At 74.6% G+C, this 25,841-nt stretch carries 24 protein-coding genes; 12 read left to right on the top strand and 12 right to left on the bottom strand.

The window, feature by feature from the left end; translation table 11 throughout:
• Window positions 1–27 precede the first annotated feature (27 nt).
• Window positions 28–726 (top strand): GntR family transcriptional regulator, encoded by a 699-nt coding sequence (locus K1J57_RS28050; RefSeq protein WP_220561716.1) that lies wholly within the window; start codon window positions 28–30, stop codon window positions 724–726.
• Window positions 727–775: 49 nt separating this feature from the next.
• Here K1J57_RS28050 and K1J57_RS28045 read toward each other — a convergent pair whose 3' ends face one another.
• Window positions 776–1,252, bottom strand: a complete 477-nt coding sequence (locus K1J57_RS28045) for a hypothetical protein (protein WP_220561715.1) — start codon at window positions 1,250–1,252, stop codon at window positions 776–778.
• A gap of 66 nt (window positions 1,253–1,318) precedes the next feature.
• Complete coding sequence (locus K1J57_RS28040) at window positions 1,319–2,002, bottom strand: HAD-IA family hydrolase (protein WP_220561714.1); 684 nt, start codon at window positions 2,000–2,002, stop codon at window positions 1,319–1,321.
• A 66-nt stretch (window positions 2,003–2,068) separates the two neighbouring features.
• Here K1J57_RS28040 and K1J57_RS28035 point away from each other — a divergent pair, with 66 nt between their 5' ends.
• Window positions 2,069–3,262, top strand: a complete 1,194-nt coding sequence (locus K1J57_RS28035) for an ROK family protein (RefSeq protein WP_220561713.1) — start codon at window positions 2,069–2,071, stop codon at window positions 3,260–3,262.
• 401 nt (window positions 3,263–3,663) lie between these two features.
• Here the strand turns inward: K1J57_RS28035 and K1J57_RS28030 are convergent, their stop codons facing one another.
• The 8 genes from K1J57_RS28030 to K1J57_RS27995 form a co-directional block, all read right to left on the bottom strand.
• The gene (locus K1J57_RS28030; RefSeq protein ID WP_220561712.1) at window positions 3,664–4,881 is read right to left on the bottom strand and encodes a glycosyltransferase; all 1,218 of its coding nucleotides are present in this window, start codon (window positions 4,879–4,881) and stop codon (window positions 3,664–3,666) included.
• Window positions 4,878–5,348 (bottom strand): GbsR/MarR family transcriptional regulator, encoded by a 471-nt coding sequence (locus K1J57_RS28025; protein WP_220561711.1) that lies wholly within the window; start codon window positions 5,346–5,348, stop codon window positions 4,878–4,880. Before K1J57_RS28025 ends, K1J57_RS28030 begins: the two co-directional genes overlap by 4 nt.
• 154 nt (window positions 5,349–5,502) lie before the next feature.
• Complete coding sequence (locus tag K1J57_RS28020) at window positions 5,503–7,005, bottom strand: hypothetical protein (protein ID WP_220561710.1); 1,503 nt, start codon at window positions 7,003–7,005, stop codon at window positions 5,503–5,505.
• Window positions 7,002–7,856, bottom strand: a complete 855-nt coding sequence (locus tag K1J57_RS28015; RefSeq protein WP_255646646.1) for an ABC transporter ATP-binding protein — start codon at window positions 7,854–7,856, stop codon at window positions 7,002–7,004. The genes K1J57_RS28020 and K1J57_RS28015 overlap by 4 nt, the downstream gene beginning before the upstream one ends.
• The gene (locus tag K1J57_RS28010; RefSeq protein ID WP_220561709.1) at window positions 7,853–8,443 is read right to left on the bottom strand and encodes a TetR/AcrR family transcriptional regulator; all 591 of its coding nucleotides are present in this window, start codon (window positions 8,441–8,443) and stop codon (window positions 7,853–7,855) included. The genes K1J57_RS28015 and K1J57_RS28010 overlap by 4 nt, the downstream gene beginning before the upstream one ends.
• Before the next feature lie 85 nt (window positions 8,444–8,528).
• A complete protein-coding gene (locus K1J57_RS28005) occupies window positions 8,529–10,148 on the bottom strand; it encodes an antibiotic ABC transporter (protein WP_220561708.1) in 1,620 nt (539 codons plus the stop codon).
• The gene (locus tag K1J57_RS28000; protein WP_220561707.1) at window positions 10,145–11,050 is read right to left on the bottom strand and encodes an ABC transporter ATP-binding protein; all 906 of its coding nucleotides are present in this window, start codon (window positions 11,048–11,050) and stop codon (window positions 10,145–10,147) included. The genes K1J57_RS28005 and K1J57_RS28000 overlap by 4 nt, the downstream gene beginning before the upstream one ends.
• A complete protein-coding gene (locus K1J57_RS27995; protein WP_220561706.1) occupies window positions 11,047–11,712 on the bottom strand; it encodes a TetR/AcrR family transcriptional regulator in 666 nt (221 codons plus the stop codon). The genes K1J57_RS28000 and K1J57_RS27995 overlap by 4 nt, the downstream gene beginning before the upstream one ends.
• Before the next feature lie 139 nt (window positions 11,713–11,851).
• On the opposite strand from K1J57_RS27995, the gene K1J57_RS27990 reads away from it, so the two are divergent.
• Genes K1J57_RS27990 through K1J57_RS27980 form a run of 3 tightly spaced genes read left to right on the top strand, consistent with a single transcriptional unit; the run spans window position 11,852 to window position 14,324 of the window.
• The gene (locus tag K1J57_RS27990) at window positions 11,852–12,406 is read left to right on the top strand and encodes a hypothetical protein (protein ID WP_220561705.1); all 555 of its coding nucleotides are present in this window, start codon (window positions 11,852–11,854) and stop codon (window positions 12,404–12,406) included.
• Between the two features lie 32 nt (window positions 12,407–12,438).
• On the top strand, window positions 12,439–13,053 hold the full coding sequence (locus K1J57_RS27985; RefSeq protein ID WP_220561704.1) for a TetR/AcrR family transcriptional regulator: 615 nt from the start codon (window positions 12,439–12,441) through the stop codon (window positions 13,051–13,053).
• A gap of 2 nt (window positions 13,054–13,055) precedes the next feature.
• Window positions 13,056–14,324: a glycosyltransferase gene (locus K1J57_RS27980; protein WP_220561703.1), complete on the top strand. Its 1,269-nt coding sequence runs from the start codon at window positions 13,056–13,058 to the stop codon at window positions 14,322–14,324.
• On the opposite strand, the gene K1J57_RS27975 is transcribed toward K1J57_RS27980, so the two are convergent.
• On the bottom strand, window positions 14,321–16,918 hold the full coding sequence (locus K1J57_RS27975) for an ATP-binding protein (RefSeq protein ID WP_220561702.1): 2,598 nt from the start codon (window positions 16,916–16,918) through the stop codon (window positions 14,321–14,323). The genes K1J57_RS27980 and K1J57_RS27975 overlap by 4 nt on opposite strands.
• Window positions 16,919–17,139: 221 nt before the next feature.
• Between K1J57_RS27975 and K1J57_RS33770 the strand changes: the two genes are divergently transcribed.
• The 7 genes from K1J57_RS33770 to K1J57_RS27940 all read left to right on the top strand — a co-directional run bounded on the left by K1J57_RS33770 (window position 17,140) and on the right by K1J57_RS27940 (window position 24,032).
• A complete protein-coding gene (locus K1J57_RS33770; RefSeq protein ID WP_255646645.1) occupies window positions 17,140–17,304 on the top strand; it encodes a hypothetical protein in 165 nt (54 codons plus the stop codon).
• On the top strand, window positions 17,301–17,390 hold the full coding sequence (gene kdpF, locus K1J57_RS27965; protein WP_220561701.1) for a K(+)-transporting ATPase subunit F: 90 nt from the start codon (window positions 17,301–17,303) through the stop codon (window positions 17,388–17,390). Before K1J57_RS33770 ends, kdpF begins: the two co-directional genes overlap by 4 nt.
• Complete coding sequence (gene kdpA, locus K1J57_RS27960; RefSeq protein ID WP_220561700.1) at window positions 17,390–19,090, top strand: potassium-transporting ATPase subunit KdpA; 1,701 nt, start codon at window positions 17,390–17,392, stop codon at window positions 19,088–19,090. Before kdpF ends, kdpA begins: the two co-directional genes overlap by 1 nt.
• A gap of 8 nt (window positions 19,091–19,098) precedes the next feature.
• Window positions 19,099–21,246, top strand: a complete 2,148-nt coding sequence (gene kdpB, locus K1J57_RS27955; protein WP_220561699.1) for a potassium-transporting ATPase subunit KdpB — start codon at window positions 19,099–19,101, stop codon at window positions 21,244–21,246.
• A gap of 1 nt (window position 21,247) precedes the next feature.
• Window positions 21,248–21,817, top strand: coding sequence for a K(+)-transporting ATPase subunit C (gene kdpC / locus K1J57_RS27950; protein WP_220561698.1), 570 nt, complete (start codon window positions 21,248–21,250; stop codon window positions 21,815–21,817).
• Window positions 21,818–21,918: 101 nt separating this feature from the next.
• Window positions 21,919–22,638, top strand: coding sequence for a response regulator (locus tag K1J57_RS27945; RefSeq protein WP_220561697.1), 720 nt, complete (start codon window positions 21,919–21,921; stop codon window positions 22,636–22,638).
• A 92-nt stretch (window positions 22,639–22,730) separates the two neighbouring features.
• The gene (locus tag K1J57_RS27940) at window positions 22,731–24,032 is read left to right on the top strand and encodes a TrkH family potassium uptake protein (protein ID WP_220565832.1); all 1,302 of its coding nucleotides are present in this window, start codon (window positions 22,731–22,733) and stop codon (window positions 24,030–24,032) included.
• Between the two features lie 65 nt (window positions 24,033–24,097).
• On the opposite strand, the gene K1J57_RS27935 is transcribed toward K1J57_RS27940, so the two are convergent.
• Window positions 24,098–25,663: a DASS family sodium-coupled anion symporter gene (locus tag K1J57_RS27935; RefSeq protein ID WP_220561696.1), complete on the bottom strand. Its 1,566-nt coding sequence runs from the start codon at window positions 25,661–25,663 to the stop codon at window positions 24,098–24,100.
• Between the last annotated feature and the right edge of the window lie 178 nt (window positions 25,664–25,841).

Raw genomic sequence — 25,841 nt, 5'->3', positions numbered from 1 at the left:
AGGGAAAATCTTGTGAGAGAGGTCACGATGACCGGCGCGAACGTCTTCTCCAGCAAGGGCGGGCTGGCCTATACCGAGCTGCGCCGCCGCATCACCTCGGGTGAGCTCGCCCCGGGGTCACGCCTGTCGCAGTACGAGCTGGCGGAGGAGATGGGGATGAGCATCACCCCCCTGCGCGAGGCGATCAGGCGGCTGGCCAGCGAGGACTGGGTCGTGATGGACACCCACCGGGATGTGCGCGTGGCGGCCATGAGCGCCTCCGAGGCGCGCGAGCTGCTGGAGGCCCGCTTCTCGCTGGAACCCTCCGCCACCGAGCTCGCCGCGCTGCGCCGGACGGAACGGGAGATCGCCGCGATGAGGGCGGCGGCCGACGCGCTCCTGCCGGTCACCCGCACCTGGGGCGAGGAGGCCATCGCGGCGCACAGGGCCTTCCACCGGGCGATCTACACCGCCTCCCACAACAACGTGATGATCCGGCTCCTGGACGACCTATGGGACAAGGCCGACCGGTACCGGCGGATCGGCCTGGAACTGCCCGCGGGCGCCGAACCGCGCACCATCGACCTGAACCAGCACCACGAGATCCTGGAGCTCGTCGTCATCGGCGACGGCGCCGCCGCGGCCGGACTGGTGCGCTCCCACATCCTCAACAGCCTCGGCGCCATGGTCACGGACACCCTCGAAGGCAGGGAGCACGCCGCGTACCACCCGATCGCCGGGCACTAGGCCGAGCACACCGCGGCCCGGGCGGCCGGGGCGGGGCCGCCCGTCGTGGTCAGGGCGGGGTCGGAAGCCAGGCGTCCGTGCGGCGGTGGCGGCCGAGCCCGGCCGCGTCGAACTCGTCGAAGTGGTCGCCCCTGGTGACGCCGAGCCTCCGGAGCGCCTGGGAGATCGGGCTGCCGGCCGGTGGGGCCGGTTCGCCCTCCGCGGTGTGCAGGGGGCCGAGGACCACCTCGCCGCGGTCCCACACCTGCGCGGACTGCGTTCCGGTCCCGCCGAAGAAGTCCGCCTCGACGTAGGCCACCGGGCCGTGCGCCGAGCACGCCGCCGACCTGTCGCCGAGCCCGGCGGGCGCCTTCCAGAACCCGTCGAGGCCCGGGGCCCCGGCGACGGTGAGCGCGTCGAACAGCGCGTCGGTCATCGGCAGCAGCGACAGGCCCTGGTTCAGGGGCACGATGTGCGCCTGACGGACGGGGCCGGCCAGCTCACGGAGCACCGCTCGGTCGGCGATGACTGCTTCCAGCTGATACACGCCCCCATTGTCGTCCGGCCGCCGGAGGTGGGGGAGGGCGGGGCACCCGTTCGGGGTCATTCGGGGTCAGGGGGTGGGGTGGTGGGGCCAGTGGAGGCGGGCGCCGCCGTGGGCGGCGGGGTCGGCGCCGACCGGGCGCAGGTCCGGGACGCGGTCCAGGTGGCGGGTGGCGGGGGAGAGGTGGGAGCCGACCACCAGCGTGTGCGCGCCCGAGGCCAGGCCGGCGAGGATGCCCGCCTCCGCGTCCTCCAGCACCAGGCAGCGGTCCGGGGCGACGCCCAGGCGCTTGGCCGCGGCCACGTAGCCGGACGGGTCGGGCTTGCCCGCGGCCACGTCCTCGGCGGCGACGAGCACCTCGGGCACGGGGAGGCCCGCGGCGAGCAGGCGCGCCTCGGCCAGCGGCCGGGAGGCGGAGGTCACGACGGCCGTGCGGGCGCCGCGCAGCAGTTCCAGCAGGCGGCGCGCCCCGGGGATCTCGGTGATGCCGTCGGTGCGCGTGGTCTCCTCCCGCTCGATCTCCTCGGCCACCGCGTCCACGTCGTGCCCCGGCGGCAGGAAGCGAAGCAGCGTGTCCTTGGTCTGGCGGCCGTGCGAGTACGCGAGTACGTCGGCGAGCACGACGCCGTGGCGGGTGGCGAAGCGGGCCCACACGTCCTCCACCACCGCGGTGGAGTCCACGAGGGTGCCGTCCATGTCGAACAGCACCGCCTCGACCTCGACCGTGGTGCGGCCGGCCTGGTCCGTGCTCATCGGGCCTCCTCGCGATAGTTTTACTCGGAGCCCGAGTATATTTCCCGAGTGGAAGGACTACCAGTCGTGACCGGAGACCGGATGTCCCGTTCGGCGCGCCTGCGGTGGTCCACCGCCTCGGAGCTGCTCCGGCTGGTGTACGCCGAACCCGGGATCACCCGTACCGCGGCCTGCGAGCGGCTGGCCCTGGCCAGCGGCGCGGCAGCCGAGCTGATCGAGCGGCTGCGCGCCGCCCGCCTGCTGGCCGAGCACCGCGCCGGGCGCGGCGGGCCCGGCCGCCCGACCACCGTGCTGGGCGCCCACCCGCGGGGTCCGCTCGCGGCCGTCATGGACCTGCGCGCCGCCGGGTGGCGGGTGCTCCTGGGCGACCTCGCCGGCACCGTGACCGAGGCCGCCGCGGGCACCTACGGCGACCGGGAGCCCGTGGACCTCCTTCCGGAGGTCGCCGGGGCGGTGGGCGCCGCGGCGCGCCGCGAGCACGGCCGGGTCGGGGCGGTCGTCGCCGCGGTCGCGGGCGCCGTGAGCGGGACCCGGCTGCTGCAGTTCTCCACCCGCGGCTGGCACGAGGCCGACCTGGGCGTCCTGGCGGGCGGCACCGGCGTACCGCTGCTGGTGGGCAACGACGCGACGCTCGGCGGCATCGCGGAGGCGCGCGGGGGCGCCGCCCGCGGCGCGCGCGCCGCGCTGCACCTCCTGGTCGCGGTCGGCGTCGGGGGAGCGCTGCTGGTGGACGGCCGTCCGGTGACGGGGGCGCGCGGAGCGGGCGGCGAGTACGGGCACCTGCCACTGGGCGATCCCGACCTGGCCTGCCCCTGCGGGGCGCGGGGCTGCTGGGACCTCATGGTCGACGGCCGCGCCCTGGCCCGCCACCGGGGCGACCCGGTCCCCGGGGACCCGTTCGCCTACGGGCGGGAGGTGCTGGAGGCCGTCCGCTCCGGGAGGGTATCGGACCGGGACCGGCGGGCGGTCGAGCGCACCGCGCGGGCGCTCGGGGCGGGGATCGCGGGCCTGGTCAACCTGCACGACCCCGACGCGGTCACCCTCGCGGGCCTGGCGCCCGGCCTGCGGGCCGCGGCCCCAGGCGCCTTCGCCGACGCCTACCGCGGCGGCCTCATGGCGCTCCACCGCGCCGACCCGCCGCCCGTGGCCGACGCGGTCCACGGCTCCGACGGCCCGGTGCGGGGCGCCCTCGCCCTGGGCTTCGACGAGATCACCGGGCCGGCGGCACTGGCCCGCTGGAGCGCGCGCAGGACCCCTTGACCGCCTCTTCGGCACGGTGCGGGATGAAGCGCGGATCATCGCCTTTGGCGGTGGCGCTGTTGCTTTTTCCCTGTCGACTTTTCGCGTGTCCCTGACCTGGGCTGCCACCCCCGGCCGAGGACGACGGCGAGGATGCCTCCCATCGGTCCGCCCCCCGCTTCTGTATCGCCTTCCGCCTGTCGGCCGACTGCACCGGCCGGCTGCGCAAGGGGCTGGACCCGCGGTTCACGCTGTCCCGGATGTCCGACCACAGGGGCGTCCAGAGCCGGGGAGAGCCCGACGGACCGGCCGGAGTCCGGCCGGTCCGGACGCGTCCCTGGCCGGACGCGACGGGGGCCGACCATCTGCGCTCCGGTGCCCACCACCACCGCCCGGTGGTGCGGGGCACCGTGCTCCCCGGCTCAGGTCGCCGCCGCGAGCACGCGTTCGGCGATGCGGTCCGCCGCCGCGCCCTCCTCCTCCGCGACCGCCACGGCCAGCTCCCGGGCCCGGCCGGAGCACGCCGCGGCCCCGTCGATCGCGGCGGCCAGCCGCTCCGGGGTGAGCCTCCCGGTCAGCGGGGCGGGGCCCGCCCCGATCCGGTGGACCCGGTCGCCCCAGAACCACTGGTCCCCGGCGAACGGCCGCACGGCCTGGGGGACCCCGGCGCGCATCGCCGCGGCGACGGTCCCCGCCCCGCCGTGGTGCACCGCCGCCGCCACGTGCGGTAACAGCAGGTCGTGCGGGACCTCGTCCACCACCAGGACGTTGTCGGAGGGCGCGGAACCGGGGGAGAGGGCGCCCCAGCCGGAGGCCAGCACCGCGCGGCGCCCGCTGAGCCGCACCCCCTCGACGACCGTGCGGGTCAGCCCGGCCGGGTCCCGGTGCACCGTGCTCCCGAAGCCGACGTACACCGGCGGCTCCCCCTCTTCCAGGAAGCGCGCCAGCGCCCCGGGCAGGGCGCGGCCCTGTTCGGGCGGCAGGTGCAGGGCGCCCAGGGGAGTGGCGGAGGGCGGCCAGTCGGCCGGCGCCGGCAGCAGGTGGCGGCTCCAGGCGTGCACGGCCCCGCCCGCGGTGATGCGCTCCGGCAGGTCCGGGCCCGGGCCCAGGTCCAGCCTCTCCGCGCGCCATCGGCGCAGCATCCGCCGGTAGGGCGCCTCCACCGCCGAGGCCAGCCGCCAGCTCGGCCGGTTGAGCGCGGCGGGCGGGCGGAAGGGCAGCAGTGGGGAGGCGAACCCTCGGGTCGGCGTGTACAGCGGGATCGCCAGGAGCGGGACCGCGGGCACCCCCAGCCGGTCCGCGAGGTCGGCCGCCCCCAGCGCCTTGGGCGCGAAGACGACGGCGTCGCACGCCGTCCCGGCCAGCCCGGCCACGCTGTCCAGCCAGGCCCGCAGGGCGGGGGCGACCCGGCGCGCCGAGGTGAGCGCGGCCATCGTCCCGCGGCCGGCGAGTTCGTCCTGGAGCGCGAGCGTCCCCTCGTCCAGGGCGGCGAAGTCCACCCCGTGCCGGGAGACGAACGCGGAGAACCGGCCGGGCGCCGCGAGCACGGCGTCGTGGCCCCGCCGCCCCAGGGCGAGGGCCAGGGCCGTGAACGGTTGGACGTCGCCCCTGCTCCCGGTGGTGACGAGCAGCGCCCTCATCTTCCGCGCCCCTTCCTGACCCGGTCCCATTCGTCCAGCAGGTCCGGGAACCGGTCGGCCATGAACCCGTACATGTCCCGCATCAGCTCCAGCCGCTCGCGGCGCCGGGGATCGTCCCCCACCGCGGCCAGCCCGCGTTCGGCCAGGGCCCGGAAGCGGTCGAACTCGGCCATCTTCGCCCGGAACGCGCGCTGGAAGACGTCCTCGGCGAGCCGGTACCGGTCCCGCCGCTCCCCGGGCCGCCGGAACCGCTCCACCAGGCCCGCCTGCTCCAGCCTGCGCAGGGAGACGCTCATGCTGCTCTTGGCCACGCCCAGCGCCTCGCACAGGGCGGGGGCGTCGGCGTCGTCCTCGGGGGCGCTCAGCAGCCGGCCCATGACGCGGCCCTCGGTCCGGCTCAGCCCCAGGCGCTCGTAGAACAGCCCGGCCTCTTCGACGAAGGCCGCCACGGCCTCTTGTTCGCCCATGCCCACCACTTCCATCGATTTGTTCGGATCATTCCGAACAAACAGGAAATGGTCAAGGCCGTACGGCCCGCCTTCCCGGAGGCGGGGATGGAGCGACCGCCACCGGTTCCGGGAAGCGGCCCGCCTCCCCGAACCGGGGCCGGAGACCGTGTGCTCAGGCGTTCTCCAGGCGCCGGCGGGCGCGCCGGACCAGCGGCCACCCGGCCGCCGCCGTCCAGGCGATCCCGAGGGGCAGGCACCACCACGGGGTCAGCGGGCCGGCGTCGTAGCCGGGCAGGGCGAGCGCCGCCCAGACCGGGGGCAGGACGGCCGCGGCCAGGTTCCACGGGAAGGGGGCGGCCCAGGCCAGGACGGGGCTCAGGACCAGGACGGCGCCGACGGCCTTGGCGGCGACCAGCGCCTCCACCGTGTTCGCCGCGAACGCCGCCATGAGCGCCACCAGCAGCGGGGCCTGGAGGGACGCCAGCAGCACGGCCGCCACGGGCAGGGGCCCGCCCCCGCCCAGGGACGGACCGCTCAGAGGCAGCGCCACGGTCAGCCCGGCCAGCGACGCCGCGCCCGCCAGTGCCATCCGGTAGGCCAGGTAGGCGGGGACCGACACCGGGGAGACGCGCAGGACGAGCAGGACCCCGCCGTCGAGCTCCTCGGCCGCCCGCAGCCCCTGGACGAGCCCGAACATCATCGGCACGTGCAGCAGCACCAGCGCCGCGACGAGCGCCGGGGCGTGGGGCCGCAGGTCGAACCCGAAGGCGTCCATTACGAACCCGGACACGGGCGGGAACAGCAGCCGCAGGCCGACCGCCAGCAGGGCCGGGGAGCACAGCAACAGCAGGAGGAGGGGGTCGCGGCCGGTGCCGAACAGGTCGGTACGGGCGAACCGCACGATCGCCGGCGTCCGCCCCCGGCCGACGGCCCGGGTCCCGGGGCGGGGACGGACGCGGACGGGCCGTGTGCGCCCCGGCGGCGCCTCCGCCCCCGGGCGGACCAGGAGGGGGCCGAGCACCGCCCACCCCAGCGCGTACACTACGGCGGCCGGGGGCGGGGAGCCTGCGCCCCCGGCCAGGCCGGAGCGGATGAGCTCCGCGCCCGCCGTGGTGGGGACCGCGTACAGGAGCGGGTGCCCGGACGGCCCGAAGACGTGCACCAGCGGGACCAGGACGAGCGGCGCGACCACCGGCGGCAGCACCAGCAGGAAGCGCGGCAGGTCCGGGCTGCGCGCCCCCGCCGCCAGGCACGCCGCGGTCAGCAGCGCGGACGTGAGCGCCACGCCGCCCAGGACGGGCGGGAGCGCCGCGACCAGGTCCGCGGGCCGGTCCCGCAGCGCCGCCACCGCCATGGGCAGGGCGATGAGCAGGGCCAGGGCGGTCAGCGTCGCGATCCGGGCCGCCGCACCCTCCGCGGGCCGCAGCGGGCTCGCCTCCAGGGACCGCCGCGAGCCCTCGACCCGCTCGAAGAGGAGCAGGAAGGCGCCGAAGAGCGCGCCGAAGCCCGCGGTGTCGAGGAACAGCAGGTGGGCCGCCACCTCGTCGGCCGCCCCGGCGGGCAGGGCGACCAGGGTGAGCGTCCACACCGCGCCCAGCGCGGCGGCGACGGCCGCGATGCCGTACCTCGCCTGGAGCCGGGCCTCCAGCGCGGCGGCGGCGAGCAGCCGGTTCACAGCCGCTCCCGGGTGACCTCGGTGAAGACGTCGGCCAGCGACGCCTCCCGGGTGTGCAGGGTCTCCACGGCGCCCTCCCGGAGCAGCCCCAGGAGTTCGGCGTCGTCGGCCAGGGCCCGGGCCGCGACCTCCCGGACGCCGCCCCCGCGCAGCTCGGCGACGATCCCCGGGCGCCCGTGGCGGAGCCTGAACCCGCGCGGGGAGTCGACGGCGGCGATCCGCCCCCGGACCACGAAGGCCACCCGGTCGCACAGCAGGTCGGCGGTGGCCATGTCGTGGGTGGTCAGGAAGACCGCGCACCCCCGGTCGGCGGCCGCCCGGACGACGTCGCGCACCAGGGCGGCGCGCACCGGGTCCTGGCCGGAGGTGGGCTCGTCCAGGAAGAGGACGTCGGGCCGGTTGACCAGGGCCCGGGCCAGGTTGAGGCGCATGCGCATCCCCTTGGACAGCTCCGACAGGCGCAGGTCGGCCGCCCCGGCCAGGTCCACCCGCTCCAGCAGCTCCACGGGGTCCTCGACCGGGCCCCGGTACAGGGAGGCGAACGCGGCGAGGTTCTCCCGGGCGGTGAGCCGCCCGAACCCGGCCGGGAGCTCGAACCCCACCCCCACCCGCTCGAAGTAGTCCCGTCCCCACTCCTCCAGGCGCCGGCCCAGGACGCCCACCTCGCCCCGGTAGCGGCGGAGGAGCCGGGTCAGCACCTTCTGCGCGGTCGACTTGCCCGCGCCGCTGGGCCCCAGGAACCCGAACACCTCGCCGCGGCCGACGGTGAAGCCCATGCCGTCGACCGCCGGGGACGCGGCGCCCGGGTAGCGGACCGAGAGGCCCTCGACGGTGATGACGGGGGCGCTCACGGGCGCGTTCCCTGCTCCGGGGCGGGCAGTCCGCGCAGTGCGTGGAAGACCCGGTCGATCACGTCGGGCAGCTCGACCCGCTCGTGGGCCTCGCTCCAGGCGATGACGGCCTCGGCCAGGGCCGACGCGCACGCCGCGGCCACCGCCCGGGTCTCCATGTCGGGCTCCCGCCCCTCGGGGGTCAGCCCGCGCTCGAAGGCGGTGCGGGCCGAGGCGAGGTTCTCGCCGATCCGGGCGCGCAGGCCCGGGATCGACAGCAGGAGTCCGACCCGGCCCAGCAGGGCCTCCCGGTTGTGCTCGTAGACCTGCCCGAGTCCGGCCATGGTGGCCCGGTGGACGCGCTCCACGGGGGGTTCGGCGGCGGGGCGGGCCCGGACCAGCTCCTCCAGCATGGGGTCGTAGTCGTCGTCCAGGACGACGTCCTCCTTGGTCGGGAAGCACCGGAAGAACGTCATGTGCGAGACCCCGGCCTCACGGGCGATCTGCGCGACCGTGGTCGCCTCGTACCCCTGCTCGGCGAAGAGCCGCAGGGCCGCCTCCTGGATGGCGGCCCTGTTCCGTCGCCGCGTGTGCGTCCTGCCGTCCATGCCGCCGCCCGTTCCCGCCGCAGAAAGTGTTAGTCACTAACATAATGCGGGTCGGGGCGCCGCGCCACCCCCGGCCGGGCGTCCTTCAGGCGGGCATGTCCCGGCGGTGCAGGGCCCACGCCCCGGCGGCGGCCAGCGCCCCCGCCAGGAGGGCCAGCACCAGGGGAGCGGCGCCCGGCGCACCGTAGTAGGGGTTGACGTGGGCGAACGGCGAGGTGAGCAGGAACAGGACCTCCGGCACCGCCCCCGTCTTCACCGCGATCTCGACCAGGATCCCCGTGCCGAGCGCCGCCCACCCCAGCGCCGCGCACAGGCGCGGCAGCGCCCCGTACGCCAGGAAGGCCACCGCCGCCACCACCCACACGGACGGGACCAGCGAGAGGGTGAGCCCGGTGAACCGGACGAGGTCGGCCGCCGACCCCGGACCGCCCAGGAACACCCCGGCCCCGACCGCCGTGCCCAGCACCGCGAGCAGGACCGCGGGGCCCAGGAAGGCCACCGCCAGGTGCGCCAGCGCCCAGCGGAGCCGCCCCACCGGCCCCGACAACAGCAGCTCGGCGGTCCCGGCCGCCTCCTCCCGGCGGAGCCGCAGCACCGCCAGGACCGCCTGGGCGGCGATCGGGAAGACGAGGACGAAGACCACGTACACGAAGAAGGCGTCCCGGGGCGCCACCCCCAGCGCGTCGGCCATCGCGCGCACCCAGGGCGCGCCCGCGTACTCGGCCATGGCGCCCGCCCCCACGGCCCCCATCGCCAGGCCGACGCCCGCGACCGCCCCCGCCCACAGGGCCAGGGAGGTCCGCTCCGAGCGCAGCGCCAGGGCCAGGGGGGACCGCAGCGAGCGGGCCGCCCGGGCCGGGCCCCGGCCGCGGGGGAGCAGTCCCTCGCCCGGGTCGCGCCGGTCGGCCAGGGCGAAGGCGGCCGCCGCCAGGGCGGCCGTGCACAGCAGCACGGGCACCAGCGCCCACCAGCGTTCGCCGGCGAAGGGCCGCACGTTCTCCAGCCACCCGGAGGGCACCGCCCAGGTGACCCACAGGGCCGGTCCGCCCGCCATCGCCCCCAGCCCGCGGACCAGGTGCAGGGCGTAGAAGGCCCCGAACGCCAGCCCCACCGCAGTCCCGGTGCGCGCGGTGAACTGGGCGGCGACGGCGGCCAGGCCCGCGCCCACCCACGCCGCCGCGCCGACGACCAGCCCGAAGGCCGCCGATCCCGCGGCGGGCGCGCCGGTCGCGACCAGGCCCGCGGCGACGGCGGCCGCGATCGCCGCCCCCGCGCCCAGGGCCACGGCCAGGGCCGCCGCCAGGTCCGCGTGCCGCCCCAGCGGAAGCCCGGCGAGCAGCTCGCGCCGCCCGGAGCCCTCCTCCCCGCGGGTGGCCCGCACCACCAGCAGCACGGCGCCCAGAGCGGCGCACATCGTCCCGGCGCCGAACGCCTGCTGGACGGCGAGCGCCTCGGCGGAGTCGTCGAACGCCCGGCTCTGGAAGAGCACGAACATGGGGATCTGCCGGAGCTGCTCCCAGCGCGCCGCGCGGTCGGCGGCGGTCGGGTAGGTGGTCCCGGCCGCGGCCACGCCGCCCAGGGCGATGCCGACGGTGCACAGGGACCACACGGCGAGCAGGACGCGCTCCCGGCGCAGGACCGCCCGGGCCAGCGGGGCGGCCCCGGCCGCCGTCCCCCCGGCGGGGCGGGCGCCGACGGCGGTCATCGCGCCCCCTCGGCGGCCGTGTCGTAGTGGCGCAGGAACAGCTCCTCCAGGGTGGGCGGATGCGCGCCGAGGTCGCGCACCCCCAGTTCCCCCAGGCGCGCGCACAGCCCGGCCAGCGCCGCCGGGTCGGCGTGCAGCCGCAGCCGGTCGCCCTCGACCTCCAGATCGTGGACGCCGGGCAGGGCGGCCAGTCCGTCCGGGGGAGCGGACAGGACGGCGGTGACGGTGATCCGGGACAGGTGGCGCAGGTCGTCGAGGGTGCCGCTCTCCACGGTGCGGCCCGCGCGCACGATGGAGACCCGGTCGCAGAGGGCCTCGACCTCGGACAGGATGTGGCTGGACAGCAGGACGGTGCGGCCCCGGTCGCGCTCCTCGGCGACGGTCCGGCGGAACACCTCCTCCATGAGCGGGTCCAGCCCGGAGGTGGGCTCGTCCAGGACGAGCAGCTCGGTGTCGGCGGCCAGCGCGGCCACCAGGGCGACCTTCTGCCGGTTGCCCTTGGAGTAGGCGCGGCCCCGGACGCGGGTGTCCAGCGCGAAGCGGTCCACGAGTTCGGCGAGCCGCCGTCCGTCGGTGCCGCCGCGCATGCGCCCGAGCAGGTCGAGGGTCTCCCCGCCGGACAGGCCGGGCCACAGGGCGACGTCGCCGGGGACGTAGGCCAGCCGCCGGTGCAGGGCGGCGGCGTCGTGCCAGGGGTCGCCGCCGAGCACGGACGCGGTCCCGGCGTCGGCGCGGGTGAGCCCGAGCAGGATGCGCAGGGCGGTGCTCTTGCCCGCGCCGTTGGGGCCGAGCAGGCCGTGGACCTCCCCGGTGCGAACGGTCAGGTCCAGGCCGTCCAGCGCGGTGGTGCGGCCGAAGCGCTTGGCGAGTCCGCTGACGCGGATCGCCTCGGTGGTCGTCATGGCTCTTCCTCCCGGGGGGTGGGGGGTGCGTCGCCGGTGAGGGCGTCGGAGATCGGCCGGCCCTGCTCGCCGGACAGGAACGCGACCGTGGTCGTGTACACCCCGACCATGGCCGCGGCCAGCCGCGGGGTGTGGGCGGGGTCGAGCGGGTCGACGCCCATCCTGCGGCGCAGGTGGGTGTGCAGGGTGAGGGTGGACAGCTGCATGGCGCCCATGACCGCGGCGGCGTCCCGTGTGGCCTCGGCGCCGGGTGGAAAGCGTTCGGGGTCCTGTTCGGTGAGGAAGCGCTCGGCGAGCGCCGCCCCGGTGTCGAAGAGCTCGGCGGCCGCGGGGGAGTCCTCCACCAGGGCGCGGGCCAGGTAGCGGGTGCTCGCCCCGCTCGCGCGGTGCATCGAGTCCATGAACCCCGGGGCCGCGGTGTCCTCCTCCAGGGCGCGCCGGGCCTGCTCCAGCAGGGTGCCGACGGCGTACTCGTCGCAGGCCCGCCGCAGGCCGTCCTTGGAGCCGAAGTGGTGGCGGATGAGCCCGGTGGAGACGCCCGCGGCGGCGGCGATGAGCTGCACGGTGGCGCCCTTGGTCCCGCGTTCGGCGAAGACCTCCAGTGCGGCGTCGCGTATGCGCGCCCGGCCGGTGAGGTCCTCCGCGGGTCGTTCCGTGTCCATGCCCCGATGCTACACGTTCGTGTAGTCGACTACACGAACGTGTAGCGCTAAGAGAGCGCTAAATCCGTTGAAAACAAAAATTCAATCTGTTCATATGTTTCCAAGGGGTCCGCAGGGCCCCGCGACGAAAGGCACCCCCATGGAACAGCTCCACGACTTCCTCGCCTGGGCCTGGCCGCGCCACCTCAACCCGCTGAGCTGGTACATCCGGCCGCTCTTCTTCCTGCCCATCGCCTACTTCTGCTGGACCAGGCGCCCGGCGGCCCTGGCCCTGACCATCGTTGCCCTGCTGACGAGCTTCTTCTGGTTCCCCGAACCCGAGGAGATCGACCCGGCCATGGCCGGGGTCCTGGAGATGGAGGAGCGGCTGTTCGCCGACCCCACCTGGGTCACCTGGCTCAGCCTCGCGATGGTCCCGGTGCTGCTCGGCTCCCTGTGCGCCGCCTTCTGGTACCGCTCCCCGGGCTGGGGACTGGTCGTCATCAACGGCGGACTCGCGCTCAAGATCGGCTGGACCATCGCCAACTCGGGCACCGACGGCCTGGCCACCCTGCTCCCCCTGGGATCGGGCATGGTGATCATGACCGCCGTCGTCGTCTGGACCGCCCGCCGCCGCGGCCTGCCCCTGTCCCTCACGGGCGGGCGCCCGGGCGGGCACGGGAGCGGCCCGCGGGCCGAGACGGCCGCCCGATGACCGGGCGCACCACCCTGGAGGAGAGGACACACATGCCACCGGCGTTCACCGGACAGGAGAAGGCCCGCATCACCGGACTGCTGATGGAGGCGGGGGCCGACCTGTTCACCGCGCGCGGCCTGCGCAAGACCTCCCTGGAGGACCTGGTCGCACCCGCCGGCATCGCCAAGAGCAGCTTCTACGCGTTCTTCCGCTCCAAGGAGGACCTCTACCTGGAGCTGATGCTGGCCCGGATGGCCGACGTCAAACGGCGGGTCGTCGACGAGGCCCTGGAGTCCACCGACGACACCGAGGAGGCGCTGCGCCGCTTCCTGCGCGCCACCCTGGAGGTCCTGGACACCGACCCCCTGTACCGGCGGCTCGTGACCCACCCCGAGGAGATGGACGCGGTCCTGCGCAGGGCCGACCCCGAGCGGCTGACCGCCTCCCCCGACAACCCGGCCAACGGGCTGGCCGCCTTCGTCACCGCCGCGCTGGAGCGCGGGGACCTGGTGCCCGCCACCCCGGCCGCCGTGGTCGGGGTCCTGCAGACCGTCATGCTCGTGCCCGTGAACGCCGGCCGGCTGGCCGACCCCGCGGCCTACGACCAGACCGTCGACCTGCTCGTCGACGTCATCGCGCGCGGCCTCACCGCGCGGAAGGAGTGAACGTGCACGCCCTGCTGCTCACCCACGGCACCCGCGGCGACGTCCAGCCGTTCCTGGCCCTGGCACTGGCCCTGGAGGCCGCTGGCCACACGGCGACGGTCGCCGGACCGGAGTCCTACGCGCCGCTGGCCGCCGCGCACGGCGTGGCCTACCGTCCGGTCGACGACGGCCCCAACGCCCTCATGGAGGACCCCGGCCTGTCCGGGGTGCGCGAGACCGGCCTGCGGGGCCTGCGCGGCGCCGTCCACACCGTTTCCCTGCTGCGCGCGATCACCCCGCTCATGCGCCGGGTGTACACCGACATGGCCGCGACCGCCGACTCCGGCGCCGACATCGTCGTGCACATTCCCGGCATGCCGGGCGGGCACATCGCCGAGCGCCTGGGCGTGCCCGCGGTGCCGGTGGGGCTACAGCCCTCCTGGGTGCCCACCGGCGCCTTCCCCGCCCCCGGCGTGCCCTGGCCCGGCTGGGTCCCCGCCCGGTTCCACCGGCTGAGCTACCGGCTGGCCGGGGCGGCCCTGCGCGGCCAGCGCAAGGTCGCCGAGGACCTGCGCCGCGACCTGGGGCTCGCGCCGCGCCCCGGCGCCCACGACCCGCTGCGGAGGCCGGACGGGACGCCCGCCACCGTGGTCCACGCCTTCAGCGGGCACCTGGTGCCCGCCGACGCGGGCTACCCCTCATGGGTGCGCACCACCGGGTTCTGGTTCGTGCCCGAAGACGCGGAGGGCGGCCTGCCCGACCGCGTGGAGGAGTTCCTGGCCGCGGGGGAGCCGCCGGTGTTCGTCGGGTTCAGCAGCCTGCCCACCGCCGACCCCGCGGCCACCGGCCGCACGGTCGCCGCGGCGGTCCGGCGGGCGGGGGCCCGCGCGATCGTCGCCTCCGGAGGCGGGGGAGCCGTCGCGGCGGACGGCGGGGACGTGCTGGCCGTCGACCGGGTCCCCCACCTCGCCCTCTTCCCGCGCTGCGCCGCCGTGGTCCACCACGCCGGCGCCGGGACCACCGGCGCCGCCCTGGCCTCCGGGCGCCCCCAGGTCGTGTGCCCCTTCTGGGGCGACCAGCCGTTCTGGGCGGGGCGCGTCCACGCCGCCGGGGCCGCGCCCGCCCCGCTGAACGGCCGCCGCCTCACCGAGGACGCCCTGGCCGCCGCCCTGGACACGGTCCTCACGGACGCGGGGACCGCCGCCGGCGCCGCCGCCCTGGGCGAACGGGTCCGCGCCGAGGGCGGGGCCGCCGGGGCGGTCCGCCTACTGGAGGAGGTCCTGAAGCCCTAAGTTCTGCTGTCGGCGCGGCCTTCCGCGCCGCCGGGGGGCGGGGCGGCGCCCGCCGCGTCCGGGGCGGCCGCGCGCAGCACCAGCCGCATGGTCAGGCCGCCCCCGGGGGTGGAGTCGGGGGCGAGCGAGCCGCCCATCGCCTCGGCGAACCCCTGGGAGAGCGCCAGGCCCAGCCCCAGGCCGGTCCCCGTGTCGGTGTCCCCCAGGCGCTGGAAGGGCACGAACATCCGCTCGCGGTCCTCCTCCGGGATCCCCGGCCCGTGGTCGATCACCAGCACCTCCACGGTGTCCCCCACCCACGACGCCGACACGGCGGGCGGCGCCCCGGCGGGGCTGAACCGCAGCGCGTTGCCGACCACGTTGGCCAGGACCCGGTCCAGCAGGCCCGGATCGGCCCGCACGTCGGGCAGCTCCTCCGGCACGTCCACCCGGACCGCGGCCGCCTCCCCGCCGAACTGCTCCAGCGCCGCGAACACCGATTCGCGCAGGGGCAGCGACTCCAGCCCCACGCCCAGCACCCCCGCCTGGAGGCGGCTCATGTCCAGCAGGTCGGTCACCAGCCGGGTGAGCTGGTCCAGGGACTCGTCGGCCATCGCGAGCAGGCCCTCCCGGTCCTCCTCGCTGAAGCTCACCTCCCGGCTGCGCAGGCTGGTGACGGACGCCTTGGCGGAGGCGAGCGGCGCGCGCAGATCGTGGCTGACCGCCGACAGCAGGGCCGTGCGCATCCGGTCCGCCTCGGCCAGGGGCTTGACCGTGGCGGCCTCCCGGGCCAGCCGCTCCTGGCGCAGGGCGACCGCCGCCTGCGCGGCGAACGCCTCGATGACCCGGCGGTCCCCCGCCTCGGGTTCGCGGCCGCGCACGACCAGGGTGAGCCGGTCGTCCACCGGCACGTCGATGTCCCCCTGGGCCGGCGCCCGGCACGACTCCTCGCCCTCGCGCACCGCGGAGGCGACCACCGACCAGTCCCGGGGGTCGCGCCGGTGCTCCGGCCCGCCGACCGCTCCGGGGCGCCGCTCCAGCAGCGAGACCGACGTGAACGAGAAGGTCTCCAGTAGCCGCTCCATGAGCGCCTCCAGCGGGCGCGAGCCGCGCAGCACGTTCCCGGCCACGGTGGCCAGGAGCTGCGCCTCGGCCCCGGCCTGGGCGGCCTCCCGGGTGCGCCGGGCCGCCTGGTCCACCACCAGGCTCACCGACACGGCCACGACCACGAACCCCGCCAGGGCCAGCAGGCTCTGCGGGTGGGCCACCGTCAGGGTGAAGTAGGGCTCGGTGTACAGGAGGTTGAGCAGGGCCGAGCCGCACACCGACGCCAGCAGCGCGGGCCACAGGCCGCCCACCAGGGCCACCACGGTGACCGTCGCGAAGACCAGGACGACCCCGCTGGCGAGGTTCGCCTCGTCCGTGGAGAACCCCAGGCCGAAGCCCACCGACAGTAGGGCCATGAACGCCAGGGCGCAGGCGGCCAGGCGCCTGCGGCGCGAGACCGGGCTCACCGCCCGGGCGCGGGTCCGCAGCCCCACCTGTTCGTGCGTGACCAGGTGGACGTCGATCGCCCCGGACAGGGCCGTGGTGGTGGCCCCGATCCCGGGGGAGAACATGCGGGCGATCCGCCCCCGCCGGCTGGCCCCCAGGACGAGCTGGGTGGCGTTGACCCCGCGGGCGAACGCGATCAGGGCGCGGGGCACGTCCTCGCCCAGGACCTGGTGGTACGTGCCGCCCAGGCTCTCCACCAGCAGGCGCTGGCGGGCCAGCAGGGCGGGGTCTGCCCCGGTGAGGCCGTCGCTGCGGGCCACGTGCACCGCCAGCAGGTCGGCGCCCTTGCCGCGCTGGGCGATCCGGGCGGCCCTGCGGACGAGCGTCTCGCCCTCGGGGCCGCCGGTGAGGGCGACCACGACCCGCTCCCGGGCCTCCCAGGTGTCGGTGACCCCGTGCTCGGACCGGTACTGCTCCAGTTCGGCGTCCACCCGCCCGGCCAGCCACAGCAGGGCCAGCTCGCGCAGCGCCGACAGGTTGCCCGCCCGGAAGTAGTTGCTCAGGGAGGCGTCGATCTTCTCCGGGGCGTAGACGTTGCCGTGCGCCAGGCGGCGGCGCAGCGCCTCGGGGGTCATGTCGACCAGCTCGATCTGGTCGGCGCCGCGCACCCAGGCGTCCGGGACGGTTTCGCGCTGGCGGACGCCGGTGATCTGCTCGACGACGTCGTTGAGCGACTCCAGGTGCTGGATGTTGAGGGTGGACAGCACCGTGATGCCCGCCTCCAGCAGGACCTCGATGTCCTCCCAGCGCTTGGCGCTGCCGCTGCCCGGGACGTTGGTGTGGGCGAGCTCGTCGACCAGGACGACCTGGGGGCGGCGCCGGAGCACGGCCTCCAGGTCCATCTCCTCGAAGGAGGACCCGCGGTAGGCGACCCGCCGCCGGGGGACGGTCTCCAGGTCGTCGACCATGGCCTCGGTCAGGACGCGGCCGTGGCACTCCACGAACCCGATGACCACGTCCGCGCCGCGGTCGCGGCGCCGGTGCGCCTCGTCCAGCATCCGGTAGGTCTTGCCCACCCCGGGGGCAGCGCCCAGGTACACCCGCAGCTCACCACGTGTCACCACATCGCCTCCTCCGGGTTCATTCTCACCGGTCAAAGGGCGTTCTGATGTCGTATGGCGCTAATTGTCCGCTAAATCCGCCGGTCCAGGCGCTAAGGGAGCGCTATCCCGATGGCCCCGCCCCCGGCTCCGGCCCCACAGTCGTTCGGGCGGGTGCCGCATCGGCGGAGCCCGCCGGCGGGGCCGCCCGGCCCCGCCGCGACCACGACAAGGAAAAGGACATGGCGGACACACTGCTCGTCCTGGCGACCATCGGCTTCTTCGGCCTGTGCGTCGCCTACGTCCGCGGCTGCGAACGCGTCATCGGGGACGCCCCGGCGCTCGGGGACCCCGGGGACGGCACCGGCGCCCCGGCTTCCGAAGCGGAAACGGCGGTACCCCGATGACCTGGGAAGAGATCACCGCGCTGGCGATCGCGATCCCCCTGGCCGCCTACCTGGCGGCCGCCCTGCTGTTCCCGGAGAGATTTTGATGACCGTCACCGGATGGGCCCAGTTCCTCGCGCTCATCGCGCTCCTGGGCCTCACCGCCCCCGTGCTCGGCCGCTACATCGCCGCCGTCTACGGCTACGCCGACGGGGCCAAGGCCCCCGGCGACCGCCTGTTCCTACCGGCCGAGCGCCTGGTCTACCGGCTCTGCCGGGTGGACCCCGAACGCGAACAGCACTGGACGCGCTACGCGTTCTCCCTGCTCGCCTTCAGCCTCATGTCCTTCCTGTTCCTGTACGCGCTGCTACGCGCCCAGGGCGTGCTGCCCCTCAACCCCGACGGCCTGCCCGGCCTCGACCCCCACATCGCCTTCAACGCCGCGGTCAGCTTCATGACCAACACGAACTGGCAGGCGTACGCGGGCGAGACCACGATGAGCCACCTCTCCCAGATGACCGGGCTCACCGTCCAGAACTTCGTCTCGGCGAGCGCGGGCATGGCCGTGATGGCGGCGTTCATCCGCGGCATCGCCCGCCGGGGCGCCACCACGCTGGGCAACTTCTGGGTGGACCTCACCCGCGGCGTGGTGCGCGTCCTGCTCCCCCTGTCGTTCCTGGTCGCCCTGGTCCTGGTGACCCAGGGCGTCGTCCAGAACCTCAACGGGCAGACCGTCGTCACCACCGTCGAGGGGGCCGCCCAGGCGGTCCCCGGCGGACCGGCCGCCAGCCAGGTGGCGATCAAGCAGCTCGGCACCAACGGCGGCGGGTTCTTCGACACCAACTCCGCCCACCCCTTCGAGAACCCCACCGCACTGAGCAACCTCGTCCAGACCTGGGCGATCCTCATCATCCCCTTCTCCATGGCCTTCGCCTTCGGGCACCTGTGCGGCGACCGCCGCCAGGGCCGCGCGGTCTTCGGGATCATGTTCGCGGTGTGGGCGTTCATGTCCGTCGCCGTCATGCTCCTGGAGGGCGCGGGCAACCCGCTGCTGGGCGGCATGGGCGTGGACCAGTCCGCCGGGTACCTGGAGGGCAAGGAGACCCGCTTCGGCGCCGCCGCCTCCGGACTGTGGGCCGCGGCCACCACGGGCACCTCCAACGGCTCGGTCAACGCCATGCACGACAGCTTCACCCCGCTCGGCGGCGGCCTGTCGATGCTGCACATGATGTTCGGCGAGCTCAGCCCCGGCGGCGCGGGCGTCGGCCTCAACGGCCTGCTGGTCATGGTGATCCTGACGGTGTTCATCGCCGGGCTCATGATCGGCCGCACCCCCGAGTACCTGGGCAAGAAGGTCACCGCGCCCGAGATCAAGCTCGTGATGCTCTACCTCCTGGCGATGCCGGTGGTCCTGCTCGGCTTCGCCGCCGCCTCGGCCGTCAACGACGCCGCGCTGGCCTCGCTGAACAACACCGGGCCGCACGGGCTGTCGGAGATCCTCTACGGCTACGCCTCCACCGCCAACAACAACGGGTCGGCCTTCGCCGGGCTCAACGCCGCCACCTGGTGGTACACGACCACGATGGGGGTCGCGATGCTGGTCGGCCGCTTCCTGCTCATCCTCCCGGTCCTGGCCATCGCCGGGTCCCTGGCCCGCAAGCGGCCGGTGCCCGCCACCGTCTCCACCCTGCCCACCCACACCCCGATGTTCGGCGGGCTGGTCGTCGCGGTCGTCGTCATCGTCGCCGGACTGACCTTCCTGCCCGCCCTGACCCTCGGCCCCGTCGCCGAGTACTTCTCACTGTGAGCCGCACCATGCACGACGACACGTCCGAACCCGTGCCCCGGGACGTCATCACCGCTCCCGAGCGCGAACCCGTCTTCATCTACCCGCCGGACGAGGAGGCGTTCCCCGAGCCGAAGGGGAGTCTGGTCAGCGGGCCCATCCTGCGCCAGGCGCTGATCGGCTCGGTCCGCAAGCTCGACCCGCGCGTCCAGTTCCGCAACCCTGTGATGTTCGTGGTGCTGGTCGGCAGCGCGCTGGCCACCGTCCTGTTCACGGCCTCCCTCGTCCAGGGCGACACCGCGCGGGCCGGCTTCGGGGCCCTGCTCACCGTCTTCCTCTGGGCGACCCTGCTGTTCGCCAACTTCGCCGAGGCGCTGGCCGAGGGCCGGGGCAAGGCCCAGGCCGCGGCCCTGCGCGCCACCCGCAGGGACACCGAGGCCCGGGTGCGCACCCCCGGCGGGGAGCTCGTGACCGTCGCGGGCACCGATCTCAAGGTCGGCGACGAGTGCGTGGTCGCCGCCGGGCAGGTCATCCCCGGCGACGGCGACGTCGTCGAGGGCATCGCCACCGTCGACGAGTCCGCCATCACCGGCGAGTCCGCGCCCGTCATCCGCGAGTCCGGCGGCGACCGCTCGGCGGTCACCGGCGGGACCACGGTGCTGTCCGACGAGATCGTCGTGCGCATCACCACCCCGCCGGGCGAGACCTTCCTGGACCGGATGATCGCGCTGGTCGAGGGGGCCGAACGCAAGAAGACCCCCAACGAGATCGCCCTGAACATCCTGCTGGGCGGGCTGACGATCGTGTTCCTGGTGGCCGTGGTCACCCTCCAGCCCCTGGCGGTCTACTCGCAGGCGCGCCAGGACACCATCGTCCTCATCGCCCTGCTGGTGTGCCTCATCCCCACCACCATCGGCGCCCTGCTGTCCGCGATCGGCATCGCGGGCATGGACCGGCTGGTGCGCCGCAACGTCATGGCCACCTCCGGGCGGGCGGTGGAGGCCTCCGGCGACGTCACCACCCTGCTCCTGGACAAGACCGGCACCATCACCCACGGCAACCGGCAGGCGTCCGAGTTCCTGACCCTGCCGGGCGTCTCCGACGGGGAGCTCGCCGAGGCCGCCCACCGCTCCAGCCTGTCCGACGGCACCCCCGAGGGGCGCTCCATCGTGGACTTCGCCATGGCCGGGCGCCCGTACCTGAACGGGCGCACCGCCGACCGGGGCGTGATGGTGCCCTTCACCGCCGAGAGCCGGATGAGCGGCCTGGACGACGGCGCCCACCTCATCCGCAAGGGGGCCGTGGACGCCGTCGCCCGCTGGGTGCGCGAGAACGGCGGAGAGGCCCCCGACCGGCTGTTCTCCCTGGCGGAGAAGATCTCCGACCAGGGCGGCACCCCGCTGGCCGTCGCCGAGGTGCCCGAGGGGGGCGGCCCCGCCCGTGCCCTGGGGCTGGTCCACCTCAAGGACACCGTCAAGCCCGGCATGCGCGAACGCTTCGAGCAGCTGCGCACCATGGGCATCCGCACGGTCATGGTCACCGGCGACAACCCCAGGACCGCCGCGGTGATCGCGAAGGAGGCCGGCGTCGATGACTTCCTCGCCCAGGCCGCCCCCGAGGACAAGCTCGCCCTGATCCGCCGCGAGCAGGCGGGCGGCGCCCTGGTCGCCATGACCGGCGACGGCACCAACGACGCGCCCGCCCTGGCCCAGGCCGACGTGGGCGTGGCCATGAACACCGGGACGCAGGCGGCCCGCGAGGCCGGGAACATGGTCGACCTGGACTCCGACCCGACCAAGCTCATCGAGATCGTCCACATCGGCAAGCAGCTGCTCATCACCCGCGGCGCGCTGACCACGTTCTCCATCGCCAACGACGTCGCGAAGTACTTCGCGATCCTGCCCGCGATGTTCGCCGCCTCCCTGCCGGGGCTGGAGCGGATGAACATCATGGGCTTGGCCTCGGCCGAGTCGGCGATCCTGTCGGCGGTGGTCTTCAACGCCCTGGTCATCGTGGCCCTGGTCCCGCTGGCCCTGCGCGGCGTCGCCTTCCGGGCCCGGTCGGCCTCGGCCATGCTGCGCCGCAACCTCCTCGTCTACGGCGTGGGCGGCCTGATCGCCCCGTTCGTCGGCATCAAACTCATCGACATGCTCATCAGCGCGCTGGGAGTGCTCTGACATGCTGCGCCAGCTCATCGCCGGGTTCACCATGATGGCGGTCGCCACCATCGTCCTCGGCCTCGCCTACCCCCTGGCCGTCACCGGGATCGCCCAGGCGGCCTTCCCGCACCGGGCGAACGGGTCCTTCGTCGAACACGACGGCCGGACCGTCGGGTCGGAGTGGATCTCCCAGGAGTTCACCGGGCCGGAGTACTTCCACCCGCGCCCCTCGGCCGTCGGCCACGACCCCCGGGACAGCGGCGGGGCCAACCTCGGCCCCACCGACGCCGGACTGCTGGACGAGGTGGCCGCCCGCACCGAGGCCTACCGCGACCTCAACGGCCTGGAGCCGGACGCCGGGGTCCCGGTGGACGCGGTGACCGCCTCCGCCTCCGGCCTGGACCCGCACATCTCCGTGGAGAACGCCCGGCTGCAGGCCGACCGGGTCGCCCGGGCCCGCGGCCTGGACGCCGCGCGGGTCGAGGCCCTCATCGGGGAGCACACCACGCGGCGGACCCTGGGCGTGCTGGGGGAGCCGGGCGTCAACGTCCTGGAGCTCAACCTCGCCCTGGACCGGGCCCCGGCCTGACACTCGGCGGCCGCCTGGGACGAAAGGGGGCCGCCCTTCCCTACCATCGGTGCGGTGGGACGCCGTTCCCACCGCACCGGACACACGAGAACGGACCGACCATGAGCGACGGGAACGAGGCGCCTCCCACGGTGCTCGTCGTCGACGACGACCCCCGCCTGCGCAAGACCCTGGAGCTGAACCTGCGGGCCCGCGGCTACACGCCCTACCTCTCCGACAGCGGCGAGCACGCGCTCAAGCTCATCGCGCACCACCACCCCGGGCTGGTCCTGCTCGACCTGGGCCTGCCCGGGATGAGCGGGCTGGACGTCCTGCGCGGGCTGCGCGGCTGGACGCAGGTCCCGGTCGTGGTGCTGTCCGGGCGCGACACCGAGCAGATGAAGGTGCAGGCCCTGGACCTGGGCGCCGACGACTACGTGGTCAAGCCGTTCGGCATGGACGAGCTGTTCGCCCGGGTGCGGGCCGCCATGCGCCGCACCGCGGCGTCGGCCGAGCCGGAGGCGTCGGTGGTCACCGACCACTTCACCGTGGACCTGGCCGCCAAGCAGGTCACCCGGGGCGGGGAGCAGGTCCGCCTGACCCCCCGGCAGTGGCACATCGTCGAGGTCCTGGTGCGCAACCGCGGCCGCCTGGTGACCCACCGCGAGCTGCTGCACGAGGTGTGGGGGCCCGAGTACGAACGGGAGACCAACTACCTGCGCGTGTTCATGACCAAGATCCGCCAGCGCCTGGAGCCCGACCCCCCGCGCCCGCGCTACTTCCTCACCGACCCGGGGCTGGGCTACCGGTTCCTGGCCGGCGGGGAGGAGGGGGAGCGGTGAGAAGCCCGCGCGCGTACCCGAGCCGCCCGTTCCCGCAGGTCGGGGGACTCCGGTTCGGACCCGGGATCTGGAAGCGGCCCCCGCTGGTGACGGTGGCGGCCTTCGGCGCGTTCGTCCTGACCGGCACCCTGCTCCTGTCCCTGCCCGCCGCCGCCGACGGGCAGGCGACCCCCTTCATGACGGCGCTCTTCACGGCGACCTCGGCGGCCAGTGTGACCGGCCTGGCGGTCGTCGACACCTCCGGGCACTGGTCCGGCTTCGGCGAGACCGTGATCCTCGTGCTGATCCAGATCGGCGGGTTCGGGATCATGGCCCTGGCCACCGTGCTGTCGCTGCTGGTGAGCCGGCGCATGGGCCTGCGCATGGCCGTCACCACCGGGGCCGAGACCAAGTCGGTGTCCCTGGGGGAGGTGCGGCAGCTGGTGCTGGGGGTGCTGTGGGTCACCCTGGTCTTCGAGGTGCTGCTGGCGGCCGTCCTCACGCTGCGCTGGTGGACCGCCTACGACCTGACCTTCACGGCGGCGCTGCACACCGGTGTGTTCCACTCGGTCTCGTCGTTCAACAACGCCGGGTTCTCGCTGTACTCCGACAACCTGATGGGCTACGCCACCGACCCGTGGATCACGCTGCCGGTCGCGTTCGGCGTGATCGCCGGGGGGCTGGGCTTCCCGGTGTGGGTGGAGCTGTGGCGGTTCTCCCGGAAGCACAAGGAGAAGCGCCACTGGACGCTGCACGCCAAGTTCACGCTGGGGATGACGGCGGCCCTGCTGGCCGTCGGCTTCGTCGCGTTCCTGGCGCTGGAGTGGACCAACCCGGCGACCATGGGCCCCCTGGACACGGAGGACAAGGTCCTCACCGCCTTCTTCCAGTCGGTGATGCCGCGCACGGCCGGGTTCAACAGCCTGGACTTCGGCGCGATGCAGACGCAGACGCTGCTGGTCACCGACATGCTGATGTTCATCGGGGGCGGGAGCGCGGGTACCGCGGGCGGCATCAAGGTGACCACGTTCGCCGTGCTGATCCTGGTCGCCTACGCGAACGTGCGCGGCGAGCCGACGGTCCACGCGGGCGGGCGGCGGCTGTCCGCGGGCACCGCCTCCCAGGCGACCACGGTTGCCATGCTGGCGCTGGGGCTGGTGCTGGCGGGGACCCTGGTCCTGATGATCGTGACCCCCTTCACCCTGGACCAGATCCTCTTCGAGACGACGTCGGCGTTCGCGACGGTGGGGCTGTCCACGGGCATCACCGCCGACGTGCCCCCCGTGGGGCAGGCGGTGCTGGTCTTCCTCATGTTCGTCGGCCGCATCGGCCCCATCACCCTGGCGTCGGCGCTGGCGCTGCGCCGGCACAGCCGGCTGTACGAGCTGCCGGAGGAGCGCCCGATCGTCGGCTGACCCCGCGCACCCGGCGGCCCGGGACGGACGGATCCGTCCGCCCCGGGCCGCCGACCGCGTGCGGACTACAGGGTGATGCCGATGGCCCAGGAGAACAGGGCGTACATCGAGCCCAGGATGACGACCAGGGCGATGAGGTTCAGCCACAGGCCGCCCTTGATCATCTGGCCGATGCGGACGTACCCCGTACCGAACACGATCGCGTTGGGCGGGGTGGCCACCGGGAGCATGAACGCCATGGTGGCGGCCAGGGCCACGGGGACCACGAGGGTGAGGACGTCCATGTCCATGCCCATCGCCACGCCCCCCAGGATCGGCAGGAACGTCGCGGCGGTCGCGGTGTTGCTGGTCAGCTCGGTCAGGAACAGCACCAGCGCCGTCACCACCAGGATCAGCACCCACAGGGGGATCCCGGCCAGGACCGAGACCTGGCCTCCGATCCAGGCGCTCAGGCCGCTGGCGGTGAACTGCGCGGAGATGGCCAGGCCGCCGCCGAACAGCAGCAGCACGCCCCAGGGGAGCTGCACCGCGGTCGCCCAGTCGAGCAGGCGGGTGCCCTGCCGGTCGATCGGGACCAGGAAGAGGACGACGGCGACCGTCATCGCGATCCCGGCATCGGAGATGCCGGCCAGCCACGGCAGGGCGCCGCCGACGCTCTCGCTGCGGGCCAGGATCGGGATGAAGATCCAGGACAGGGCGGCCAGCGCGAACACCAGGGAGACGCCCTTCTCGCCGCGGGACATGGACCCCATCGCGGCGAGCTCGGAGCCGATCAGCTCCTGGGCGCCCTCGACCCTCTTGGCCTCGGGCGGGAACACCTTGACCAGCACGAACCAGGCGATCAGGAGGAAGACCGCGGCCAGCGGCACGCCGGCGAGCATCCACTGGCCGAAGCCGATGGTGATGCCGTGGGTGTCGGAGAGGTAGCCGACCATGAGCACGTTGGGCGGGGTGCCGATGATGGTGGCCACCGAGCCGATGGACGACGCGTAGGCGATGCCGAGCATGAGGGCGGTCGCGAAGTTGGCGTCGGTGCGCCCGTTGCGGAACTGGGTGAGGACGGTGACCACGGACAGGCCGACGGGCAGCATCATCACGGCTGTGGCGGTGTTGCTCACCCACATGGTGATGAACCCGGTGGCGATCATGAAGCCGCCGATCAGCCCCGCGCTGTTGGAGCCCACCTTGGAGACGATGGTCAGCGCGATCCGCTTGTGCAGGTTCCACTTCTGCATGGCCAGGGCCAGCATGAAGCCGCCCATGAACAGGAAGATGGTGTCGGAGCCGTAGGAGGAGGACACGCTCGCGATGGGCGTGCCGTCCAGCATCACGGGGAACAGCACCAGCGGCAGCAGCGAGGTGACCGGGATCGGGATGGCCTCGGTCGCCCACCAGATGGCGATGAACGCGGTGATCGCGGCGACGGTGCGGCCGTTGGCCGAGACGACGGCCTCGTCCTCGCCCTCGGCGAGCGGCAGCGGCATGTCCGGCATGAGCAGGTAGACGATCAGGCCGACGAGGGGGCCCGCGATGAGGCCGATGACGCGGGAGCGGGTGAAGCGGCCCTCGGCGGACTCCTCCGGGGGCGATGCGGTGCGGTCGTCCGGTTTCTGCTCGTTGGGGGAGGTCATGTGTTCCTTCGTCGTGGGGGTGTGCAGGCGCCGCCGCGGACCGGGCCGACGGATTCCGTTCGTTACCGGCAGGTCACCGGCGGATTTCCTGCGCTTTCCGAAGGAGGGTGAGCACGTTCGGGGCGATGTGTCCAATCCCCGCCGGAGAATTGAGGTTCTCCTGACATTAGGTGACGTT

The sequence above is a fragment of the Nocardiopsis sp. MT53 genome, from assembly GCF_019598965.1.
GTDB lineage: Bacteria > Actinomycetota > Actinomycetes > Streptosporangiales > Streptosporangiaceae > Nocardiopsis > Nocardiopsis changdeensis.
Note: the sequence above shows the minus strand (reverse complement) of the source record. Positions and strands in the feature narration are given on the sequence as shown.

Coding starts and splice junctions, on each gene's coding strand:
- K1J57_RS28050 (WP_220561716.1), top strand. CDS start 28: ATGACCGGCGCGAACGTCTTCTCCAGCAAGGGCGGGCTGGCCTATACC.
- K1J57_RS28040 (WP_220561714.1), bottom strand. CDS start 2,002: ATGAGCACGGACCAGGCCGGCCGCACCACGGTCGAGGTCGAGGCGGTG.
- K1J57_RS28030 (WP_220561712.1), bottom strand. CDS start 4,881: ATGAGGGCGCTGCTCGTCACCACCGGGAGCAGGGGCGACGTCCAACCG.
- K1J57_RS28025 (WP_220561711.1), bottom strand. CDS start 5,348: ATGGGCGAACAAGAGGCCGTGGCGGCCTTCGTCGAAGAGGCCGGGCTG.
- K1J57_RS28010 (WP_220561709.1), bottom strand. CDS start 8,443: ATGGACGGCAGGACGCACACGCGGCGACGGAACAGGGCCGCCATCCAG.
- K1J57_RS28005 (WP_220561708.1), bottom strand. CDS start 10,148: ATGACCGCCGTCGGCGCCCGCCCCGCCGGGGGGACGGCGGCCGGGGCC.
- K1J57_RS28000 (WP_220561707.1), bottom strand. CDS start 11,050: ATGACGACCACCGAGGCGATCCGCGTCAGCGGACTCGCCAAGCGCTTC.
- K1J57_RS27995 (WP_220561706.1), bottom strand. CDS start 11,712: ATGGACACGGAACGACCCGCGGAGGACCTCACCGGCCGGGCGCGCATA.
- K1J57_RS27990 (WP_220561705.1), top strand. CDS start 11,852: ATGGAACAGCTCCACGACTTCCTCGCCTGGGCCTGGCCGCGCCACCTC.
- K1J57_RS27985 (WP_220561704.1), top strand. CDS start 12,439: ATGCCACCGGCGTTCACCGGACAGGAGAAGGCCCGCATCACCGGACTG.
- K1J57_RS33770 (WP_255646645.1), top strand. CDS start 17,140: ATGGCGGACACACTGCTCGTCCTGGCGACCATCGGCTTCTTCGGCCTG.
- kdpF (WP_220561701.1), top strand. CDS start 17,301: ATGACCTGGGAAGAGATCACCGCGCTGGCGATCGCGATCCCCCTGGCC.
- kdpA (WP_220561700.1), top strand. CDS start 17,390: ATGACCGTCACCGGATGGGCCCAGTTCCTCGCGCTCATCGCGCTCCTG.
- kdpB (WP_220561699.1), top strand. CDS start 19,099: ATGCACGACGACACGTCCGAACCCGTGCCCCGGGACGTCATCACCGCT.
- kdpC (WP_220561698.1), top strand. CDS start 21,248: ATGCTGCGCCAGCTCATCGCCGGGTTCACCATGATGGCGGTCGCCACC.
- K1J57_RS27945 (WP_220561697.1), top strand. CDS start 21,919: ATGAGCGACGGGAACGAGGCGCCTCCCACGGTGCTCGTCGTCGACGAC.
- K1J57_RS27935 (WP_220561696.1), bottom strand. CDS start 25,663: ATGACCTCCCCCAACGAGCAGAAACCGGACGACCGCACCGCATCGCCC.